At 60.3% G+C, this 735-nt stretch carries 1 protein-coding gene; it reads right to left on the reverse strand.

Annotated elements, in window-relative coordinates:
• A partial coding sequence (locus ACXAFK_RS15180) for a hypothetical protein (protein ID WP_474958326.1) occupies positions 1–735 on the reverse strand: 735 nt, incomplete at both ends.

Below are 735 nucleotides of genomic sequence, written 5' to 3' on the forward strand. Positions count from 1 at the left end.
CAGGTACCGCTCTGATCATAGATGTAGTATGTCCCGGATGCGGTGAGCGCGTCGCCCGGGTTATATTGTGTCCCCGTTCCACCGGGCCCGTCGTAGTAGGCCTCGTTGCCTGTCAGGTCCGTGCCCGATATGGCGGGGAGGGTGTAGGAGTCGCATACGGTCTGGTCGGCCAGGGGGTCGATGTCGGGGGAACCGGGCGCCGTGAGGGTCACGTCCGGGTCTTCGGTGGATGTGCACCCGTTGACCGTTATCCTCAGGTTGTTGTAGTTCCCGGCCGGGAGCCCGTTGACGACCGCACTTCCGGCATTGACCGGTACGGCATTGAAAGTACCGGCATCATAAACAATGTCATGGTTGCCGTCGGGTACGTTTGTGAATATAAAGGTTATGGAACCGTCGCTTCCGGCACAGGTAGTGGGGTCTGAAAAGAGGTCCACGCCAATGGTCGGTCTATCGTTTATGGTCAGGGCCATGGAGTCGAACGTTACGGGGCATGTTCCGTTCCCGTTCCCTGTCAGGGTGAGCACCACGGAGCCTGCAAGGATATCCGCGGCTCCCGGGGTGTATACCGGCAACAGGATGTTCGGGTCATTGAAGCTGCCGTCCCCGGCCGTTGTCCATAGCAGTGCAGCGGTGTTGGATTCACTTGGCTGGGTGGCGGAAGTGGAGAGGTCCATAACGTTCCCCTCGCATATGGTCTGGTCGGAGCCGGCATCGACCACCGGGGAAGGCGTG

Source organism: Flagellimonas sp. ABD4_174 (genome assembly GCF_056160185.1).